7 protein-coding genes are annotated in these 8,740 nt (G+C 45.5%); all 7 read right to left on the bottom strand.

Going from position 1 to position 8,740, the window contains the following annotated elements:
• Positions 1–86: 86 nt before the first annotated feature.
• Positions 87–1,586, bottom strand: coding sequence for a tRNA uridine-5-carboxymethylaminomethyl(34) synthesis GTPase MnmE (mnmE, locus tag K2I50_RS07560; RefSeq protein ID WP_301025738.1), 1,500 nt, complete (start codon positions 1,584–1,586; stop codon positions 87–89).
• A gap of 30 nt (positions 1,587–1,616) precedes the next feature.
• Positions 1,617–2,273 carry a DNA/RNA non-specific endonuclease gene (locus K2I50_RS07555; protein WP_301025737.1) on the bottom strand — a complete coding sequence of 219 codons (657 nt, stop codon included), beginning with the start codon at positions 2,271–2,273 and terminating at the stop codon, positions 1,617–1,619.
• Positions 2,274–2,659: 386 nt separating this feature from the next.
• The gene (locus K2I50_RS07550) at positions 2,660–4,675 is read right to left on the bottom strand and encodes a fructose-1,6-bisphosphatase (protein ID WP_301025736.1); all 2,016 of its coding nucleotides are present in this window, start codon (positions 4,673–4,675) and stop codon (positions 2,660–2,662) included.
• A 192-nt stretch (positions 4,676–4,867) separates the two neighbouring features.
• Positions 4,868–6,049, bottom strand: coding sequence for an N-acetylglucosamine-6-phosphate deacetylase (nagA, locus tag K2I50_RS07545; protein ID WP_301025735.1), 1,182 nt, complete (start codon positions 6,047–6,049; stop codon positions 4,868–4,870).
• A 171-nt stretch (positions 6,050–6,220) separates the two neighbouring features.
• Positions 6,221–6,988 carry a WecB/TagA/CpsF family glycosyltransferase gene (locus tag K2I50_RS07540; RefSeq protein ID WP_301025734.1) on the bottom strand — a complete coding sequence of 256 codons (768 nt, stop codon included), beginning with the start codon at positions 6,986–6,988 and terminating at the stop codon, positions 6,221–6,223.
• A 136-nt stretch (positions 6,989–7,124) separates the two neighbouring features.
• Positions 7,125–7,643: a hypothetical protein gene (locus tag K2I50_RS07535; protein ID WP_301025733.1), complete on the bottom strand. Its 519-nt coding sequence runs from the start codon at positions 7,641–7,643 to the stop codon at positions 7,125–7,127.
• Positions 7,644–7,647: 4 nt separating this feature from the next.
• On the bottom strand, positions 7,648–8,634 hold the full coding sequence (locus tag K2I50_RS07530) for a coiled-coil domain-containing protein (protein ID WP_301025732.1): 987 nt from the start codon (positions 8,632–8,634) through the stop codon (positions 7,648–7,650).
• Between the last annotated feature and the right edge of the window lie 106 nt (positions 8,635–8,740).

Raw genomic sequence — 8,740 nt, 5'->3', positions numbered from 1 at the left:
CAGCATTAGGCGTTCTTGTAAGAATTAAGTTTTATCGTTCAGTAACAGTCAATTGCTATCAATGTAAAGCATTGATAATCAAGCATTTACTTGCCGATGCAAAAGCGGGAGAATATAGATGAAAGAATTTGTGGTGTGGATATGGTGCCGGTTATTTCACCGAGGTAGGAGAGGGTTTGGCGAAGATCCTGAGCAACAAATTCAGGAGGAATATTATGGGTTAGTCCGTCAATCACACGGGATATTGAGTCGCTGGCATTGATTAATGATTGATAGTGACGAGCATTAGTGACTATTATATCAGAATTGTCCAACATGTCGGTTCCGGCACAGTCCATCAATAAGGACTCTATATCACATCCTTCTCCTGTTTTGGCACTGTAATGAGCCTGATACAATTCCATGTTGTTAACATCACAGAAATTTCTAATCTGCTTTTCGATTAGTGTAGGCTCGTATTTGTTCTGGCCATTTTCAACAATTGTATCAGAATGCCTATGGTTTCCGGTATCCTCTTGTGACTCTTTTGATGTGATATCTGGTTGATTATTATCTATGTCGGATTTATTCCATAGGAGCAACAAGGTAGGATAGGGGTGTGGTGCAGATGTTCTGTCCAACAAGGTCTCCTCGATTCTATGCCATGCCTCTCCAAGTGTTTCTGGGCGTGTGGAGTCTGCTACAAGGATTATTATTGAAGCATTCCTGATGCGTTGCAATGAGCGGTCTATGCCCATGGCTTCGATTGTGTCACATGTGTCGCGCAATCCAGCCGTATCGATGAAGCGGAATATAACACCGCCTATTTCAGCTGTGTCTTCTATCGTATCGCGAGTTGTGCCATGTATATCACTTACTATTGCCCGGTCATCATGGAGCAGACGGTTGAGAAGTGTTGATTTTCCTACGTTTGTTGCGCCTATGATAGCGGTAGGTATTCCAGTGCGGAATGCTTGACCTCGATGAAATGTGCCCGCCAAGGTATTTACTGTACTTTTTACTTCGATAGCGATTTTCATCAGGCATTCCCTTGAGGCAAATTCCACCTCCTGATCTGAGAAATCGAGCTCAAGTTCAAGTAACGAAGCAAGTTCAAGCAGACTTTCTCTCAGATGTTCTATCCGTTGGGAGAAGTCTCCCTTCATTTGGCTTACTGCAAGTCGATGTGATGCTCTTGATGTTGATGCTATCACGTCGGCAACCGCCTCGGCTTCAGCCAGGTCAAGGTGTCCTGATGTAAAGGCGCGACGAGTGAATTCTCCTGCTTCTGCCATTCTGCATCCATTGACAATCAGCGAATTGAGTAATTCGCGCTGTATGTATAGAGAACCATGTACTGAGAATTCAACAGTATCTTCGCCGGTAAATGAGCGTGGAGCTCGGAACAGTGTTGCTACTCCTTGATCAAGTCTGTCGCCGTTGCAGTCAGTTATCCATCCCAAATGGGCTGTATGGCTGTCACATTGTTTCAGAGATTTGCCAAGCCAAAGTCTGTCGGCAATAGATATGGCATCCGGACCGCTGATTCTTATTACTGCAATACCTCCCACACCTCCTGGGGTAGAGATTGCGCATATCGTAGACATCTGAGTATTATAAAGTAATTAAATTTGAGATTATTTTAGCACTGACCAATTGTGGAAACGGCATTGCGACTCGACATCATTCTCAATATCATCCGGGAGAGATGAGAAAAAATCATGTCCGGTAGCAGCCTCGACCTCATCAATTGATACGGCTGCTTGCTGCATGCCACCTTTTACATAGCCATTGTTCATGATAAATCCTATGCCGCGAGGTGGATCCGCATATGGCGACAGGATTACTTTAAAGAACCGTTTGGGCACTATTACATGACTGTCGCCGATTGTTTCGGTCAAAGTATCGGTAAGTATAGGACCACATACTATGTAAATGACGCTGTCGACCTGCGCCCATGTGCGGCACTTTGTTTCGAGACGTTTCCACGTGCCTGTATTTAGCTTTTTGACCTGAGGACACACATTAGTCATGTAGAATGATTCGCGCATTGCCTGCTGACTCCATTTCATATCACCGGCAGGTGCCATATGTCCGCGGTCGTATCCTGAATAGCTATAATCCCATGGGTCAGCACATCCTTCTACGTTTTCATCTGTCACAAAATTCTGTGCTCTGGGCTCATCTCCGAGAGTTTCTTCACGTGTAAGTTCCCATGCTACCCAGTTGGGAAGATGTGCACGGCGATTATACGATATAGTCATACCGGTATAGTGTATTATTTCTTCCGGCATGTTAGGGTTTGTAATTACGTGCTCAAGGCTGTCATAGCGTCCGGAAATATAGCTATCGTTATTAGATTCCTTGAATTTTCCCGCTGACATTATGATGGCAATCGCGGACAATGTAAGAAAGCCAATCATCATAAGACGGGCATTTATGCTCAGTCCTTTGTCGGCCGAGCGTTTTTTACGTCTTTTGGGTGTTCGTTTTGGTTGTGGCATAGTATTGCAAAGATACGCAGAATCCGTGATATTACGGTATGGACATAGAAAAAAGGAGCTGCAGTTGATTTAATATAAATCGACTACAGCTCATTGTAATGCTATTATAATATTCGGTGCAAGTATCGCAAGTATGGGTAAATCAGTAACCTCTAATCAAAAGGTAGATTCTTAAATCAACTGATTGGTTTGCCATTGGTGCGTTCTTTTAAAATACCTGTCCGGTAGGCGTACAGTAGTTCCATCAGTTCGTCAATCTGTGCGGATAATTCATGTCCCTTGTCGGTGTCTCTTACACGCATGCGATGATTTGTGAGTTCGACAATCTGTGTAGTACTTGCGATATCTGTTCCATTCTTTATGGCTTCTTCAGTAGAGCTGAATGGTTCGTGCTGCACAAGCTGAAAACCGCGGCTGTGATATACCAGCGTGTAACCTGCGATTCCTGTTGTATCATGGTAGGCTTTAGCAAAACCACCGTCGATTACCATCAGTTTGCCGTTGGCACGTATGGGTGTCTCACCCTTGTTTATACGCACTGGCACATGGCCGTTAATTATATGGCGATGTTCACCCTCGACGTCGAATGAATCGAGAATCATGTCGCAGACTTCTTCCCGGTTTCTCAACTCATAATAGTTGCCCTTTTCCTCGCGATGTGTTTCCTTATCGCTCAGGAAATATCGCTCGAATGTCGCCATTTTTGATTTGTCGAAAAGCGGAGAGTCGGGGCCGCACCATAGATACCAATAGTAATCAATGGCAAAGTCTTTTTCTTCCGAATCGGTTTCTGCATTGAACGCCGCGCGCATGGTCATGCCTATGTGGTTGAACAAATCGCGACCTTTGTAGCGCTTTCCACCAATAGCCACTTCCTTAAGTGTGCCGTCTGCATTCAACGGCATTGAAGCATGAAACAGCAAGTTGGAATTGCATACTGTATACATACATCCGTTCAGGAGTATGCATTGTATATGCTTTTTCAGACGTTCGCTTATGATAAACGAGTGATGAAGTTTGTTTACCAGTTCCAGTTCTTCGTTTGTCAGACGGAAAGGGTCATCTGGATTGACGGTAGGGAATAGGTTGTCTTTTAGCTCATAGCTCTTTCCGTCAATTGTCAGTATGCCGCGTTGCCGGTCAATCTTATCAAGAAGTTTGCGGTTTTGCATGCCCCATTCCGGGCGTTTGTCGGCAAGCTGTCCCTCGAGTTTGAATTGTATTATGGCAATGGCTTTGTGCATCTGTGCGAGCAGACGGCGCGTCTTGTCATCATAGAGGATATCGTTGTTATTAAGTTTAGGAGTGAAGTTGGCGCACGGGTCGTCGGCATAGGTCTCCATTGCAAATGTAGCCAGAGGCACGAGGTTTATGCCATAGCCGTCCTCGAGAGTAGCCATATTGCCGTATCGTAATGATAGGCGCAGTACATTGGCTATGCAGGCATTGTTGCCTGCGGCCGCACCCATCCATAGTGCATCATGGTTGCCCCACTGCATGTCAAAGCGTCCATATTCGCAAAGGGTATCCATTATTATATGCGCACCGGGACCTCTGTCGAATACGTCGCCGAGTATGTGTAGTTGGTCGATGCTGAGACGCTGGATAGTGTTGCACATCGCCAAGATAAATGCGTCGGCTTGTCCGGTCGAAATGATTGTCTCTATGATACGGTTGAAATAAGCCTGCTTGTCGTCGTCGGATGGTGACTCATGGAGCAACTCCTCGATAATGTAAGCGAATTCCTTTGGTAGGGCTTTTCTAACCTTTGAGCGTGTATATTTTGAAGATACCGACTGAAGTACTCTCACCAGATGGTGGAGTGTGATGTTGTAGAAATTGTCCAGATCGGTTTCATCAGCCTTGAGAAGTTCAAGTTTGCGTTCCGGATAATATATTAGCGTGCAGAGGCTACGTATGGCATCATCTCTCATAGAGTTGCCATAGATTTCTTTTACTTTACGCTTGATATTTCCCGAAGCATTTTTCAGTATGTGCCGGAATGCCTCATGCTCTCCGTGGATATCGGCAATGAAATGTTCGGTTCCTTTGGGTAGATTCAGTATCGCCTCGAGATTGATGATTTCGGTCGAGGCTGCACTTACATTCGGGAAGTTGTTTGATAACAGTTCGAGCACACGGAGGTCGTTCTGTATCCTTTCAGGAGTATATGTAGGCGATGCTGGCGACATATCGGCTTGGCTATTGATTTGTTGATTTGGTTATGGATGAAGGGGTCAGTATGCAAATATATGGCTTTGATTTGTGGTTTCAAAATGAAAGTTATTGCTTTCATATTTATTAACGTTTAATCAGACCTGAATGTTTGTCATACATCATGAGACGAGGAATAGACAGGCCATGTCGAGTATCAAAGTCGTACATTATACATGCTCTGCTTGAGAGACGGCAATCGGTATCTCATTTCCCATCGCAATGACATGGGTCAAGTTTAAGCTCTTGTCCATTATTATTACATCGCCGTCCTTATGCTTTGCAATGCTGCCCTTGCGGTCGTATACACCCATTATCATTGCCGGGGTCTCCGACACCATGCGTGCAACATCCTCGAGCGGTATCGCAGCCTCAAGAGCCGCAGTGCGTATCAGGCGGTCCATCGTAGCGCAGCTGCCGGCTATTGCGGAACCGTCTTTCAGTTTGCATACTCCGTTTTCAATCATGATACGGTCATCAAACGAACTGCCGTCGGCCGAGTCGGTGATTGCCAGTGAATCTGTGACAAGACACATACGGCTGTATCCTTTGATTTTATGTATGAGCTTAAGTATTACAGGAGGCACATGGATACCATCGGAGATTACCTCTACATTTATACCATCCATCAGAAATACAGACTCTACGGTGCCCTCATGCTTATAGATTCCTTCTTTGTGGGATGTGGTCATAGCATTATAAAAATGTGTCGCCATTGTATAGCCGTTGGCATATGCCGCGACAACTTCGGCATAACCGGCACGTGTGTGACCGAGACCGGCTACAATCCCCTTGCAGGATGCGAATCGGGCGAATTCGAGAGCTCCGGGCAGCTCGGGGGCAGCATCCCATCGTTTGATACACGGAAAATCTTCGATAATCCCGACATATTCCGAAGGGTGGGGCAGACGTATATTTTCAGGAATCTGGCCGCCTACCATTGACGGATGAAAATACGGGCCTTCGAGATGCAGCCCTAATACTCCGCTTTCGGGGTCTGAAGCAAACTCCGAGCATGTAGCGGCTGCCTGTCGTATTGTGGCTTCGGATGCCGATGCAAGGGTGGGGAACAGCGACGTGGTGCCGTGACTGCGGTGCACGCCTATGACAGTGCGGAAAGCCTCGGGAGTGGCCTCCATGAAGTCGCTTCCACCTCCGCCATGCACATGCAGGTCAATACCGCCTGGCAATACGTATCCGCCCTTGGCATCAATGGCCCTGTCGATATTGTCGAATATCCGGCTGTGGGCATATATATCGTCAATTCTACCGTCGGCTATTACTACCGAACCGCCGTCGATCCAGCGTCCTCCCGGTATTAGAATCTTTCCGTTGTATATCTGGGTTGTCATTCTCTATGGTTGTAATTCATGATTATATTGGCCATTTCATGTTGATAATCATGGAATATGGCTGATGCAGACAAAGGTACAACAAAATTTGAAATATCTATAAAAACTCGCCGCCAATACCCTTGATGGATATTGGCGGCGTAACTCATGGAGGTGTATAGGACTTATTTATTAGCTTATATGTGCTGTTTTGACTGTTGTCTTATTCCGGCGTGCGCGTTTATATTCATTCAGCAAGAGTCCGGGCAAAGTCGCTATTATCCATCCACAACGCTTTAGCTGCTTTTTAGGCTCGGAAAATATACGATATACAAATTCAAGATGATTGTTGACCATCCATTTGGGTGCACGCTTTACTTCAAGTCCACTCATGAATTTAAATGCTGCGCCAACGGCAATCATTACTCCCGATTTAAGGTGAGGCTTAAGGCTGTGCATAAATAGTTCCTGTTTTGGCGCGCCTAAAGCTACCCATATAATCTCAGCCTTGTCGGCCTCAATCATTCTCGCGATTTCCGGATAGTCAAACTTGTCGACACTACAGAACGGGAGTTCGTAGAACATCATTGACTCAACCTCAGGATTTAATTCCTTCAGATTTCCTTTCAGTGCATCAAGTATTTCCTGTGATGTCCCTAAAAATGCCATACGGTATTTACAGGATGATATTATATCGCGGAATATTTCACATCCACAGTATTGCTGATAATCAGTAGAATATATCCATTTTAGATAGAGCGGAACGTAGCTGCTGTCGCACACTGAGAACATGCCTCCGTTTACGGCCTCACGATACTGCGGATCGCGGTTGGCAGTGTTCATTACCACACCGTCGGCAACACAGATATAACTTGCCTTATTCTGTGAAATATGGGCAGCAATAGCCCTATGAACTTGCTCTCGGTCAAATTCATAATTAATATTAAAGTACGTATGCATTGATATATGGAAATGCATGATGTCGCCGACAGGCATATTGGCCCGGTCAGATACACCATATGTTTTAAGCGTGAAATGCTAATCCCCGATTTATATCTGGAATGGCGTGTGTTACTTCAAAGTATGTGAGTGATTGTCAGCTGATAATAGAGCGGATGGCATTGCGTACCGACGCAAACCACGCTGCATTTTCCCCTTGTCTGGTCGTTTCGAGATATGGTATAAGCAGACCGCTTACTGTCGGGAGAGGAAGCGGTTTCCGATATCGTCCGCGTACCTCTACCTCACGTATTTCATTAAGATCGGTTATGCAGTCTCGTATCCATATTTTGAGATTCGAGTCTCTATTCTCAAAGCAAACGTCAATCAGAAACGAAAGGCTTCCCGCTATATTGGCCGATGCTGCGTCGATGTCACGTAACAGTTCCGATTTGCGCTTGATATAAAAACTGTAAGAGTCCAGCAATGATACCGTGCTAATCAAATCGTCAGGCATCGACTGTCTGAGGATAACCGAGCGGTTGAGCGACGAGATTTTATCTTCAATCTCTTCCAGATTGTTTTCAACATCGATAAAGCTACGCATTCGTCCTGCAAGTAACGAGACGTTACGCGTAACACGACTCTGCATTCTTATTACACTGTTGGTCGACATACCATCATTCCTGTTCCGAATTGTCATCATCTTCCTCGTCCTCATCTCTCTCCCCGGACGACGATGCGTCGGGCAGGGAAGAGCCCGCACGAACTGCCGGTGTTGCGTTTATCTTGTCTTGAAGCATCCTGAACTCCTGTGAGAGACCATTCACTTTCTCTTCTATTCCGGTAAAAAATTTGCGTTTCTCTTCTTCGAAATGAGTTTGTATATATGTGTCAATTGTGACGGTCTTCTGTTTGATAATCTCTTCAAGTTCCTTTTGCTTTTCAGATAGTTGAGTATTAAGCTCTGTAAGTCGGGAGCTATTTTCCGATAGACTCGTATTCACTGCATTCAGGCGGCCTGTCGTTTCTGATACTTTGGCATCGAGCTCGCCAAACTTTTTTGTTGCGTTATCGCTAAGTTCTGTCGTCTTTTTGGTGACACGTGCCTCTGCCTCTTTTACCTTTGTGTCGATTGAGTCGGATTTCAGTTTAGCCTCGGTTGCCGTCTGACCCAGCTTTGTCAATGCCTCTTCGCCCTGACGCGTCATCTCGTTTGTCTTGAATATTGAGAAGAACGAGAATATCAGAAACACGATAGTGAGCAGGGCACACCACAGGTTGAGGACCTCGTATTCGTTTTGTATCTTGGCAAATTCGAGTTCGAGCAGATGCAGGGTCTTTTGGTCAGCTTCCTGCTGTCCGAGTGATTCCGATGCCTGAGATAGCGCCTGGTTAAGAACGATAGCCGTAAGTGGGGTTATGCTTGAGTCGGCCACGAGGCTGCGGTATGAAGCAATCAGCGAGTCGGTACTGTGGGTGCGGTGCTCATATGCCGCCAATATCTTTTGGTGACAATCTCTCAGCGAAGCATTGGCTGACGACATCACAACCCATGCCACACCACATACAATCATTGCGAATATCACAAACCACGTTGTATGCTGTCGCCACATTGCCTTGTGCCATGGAACGGGGTGGGTATTTGAACTGTTATTGTCTGACATCGCAATTGGTTGATGGAAAAATTTTGGTTAGTTCTTACTAAGTAAGCACTTGCTCCAGTTATATCCCTCCTTTGAGAATGTTTGAGAAAAAGCAGTTGATAAGAAG

Origin of the sequence: Muribaculum sp. (assembly GCF_029051885.1) — a bacterium.
Classification (GTDB): Bacteria; Bacteroidota; Bacteroidia; order Bacteroidales; family Muribaculaceae; genus Muribaculum.
Note: the sequence above shows the minus strand (reverse complement) of the source record. Positions and strands in the feature narration are given on the sequence as shown.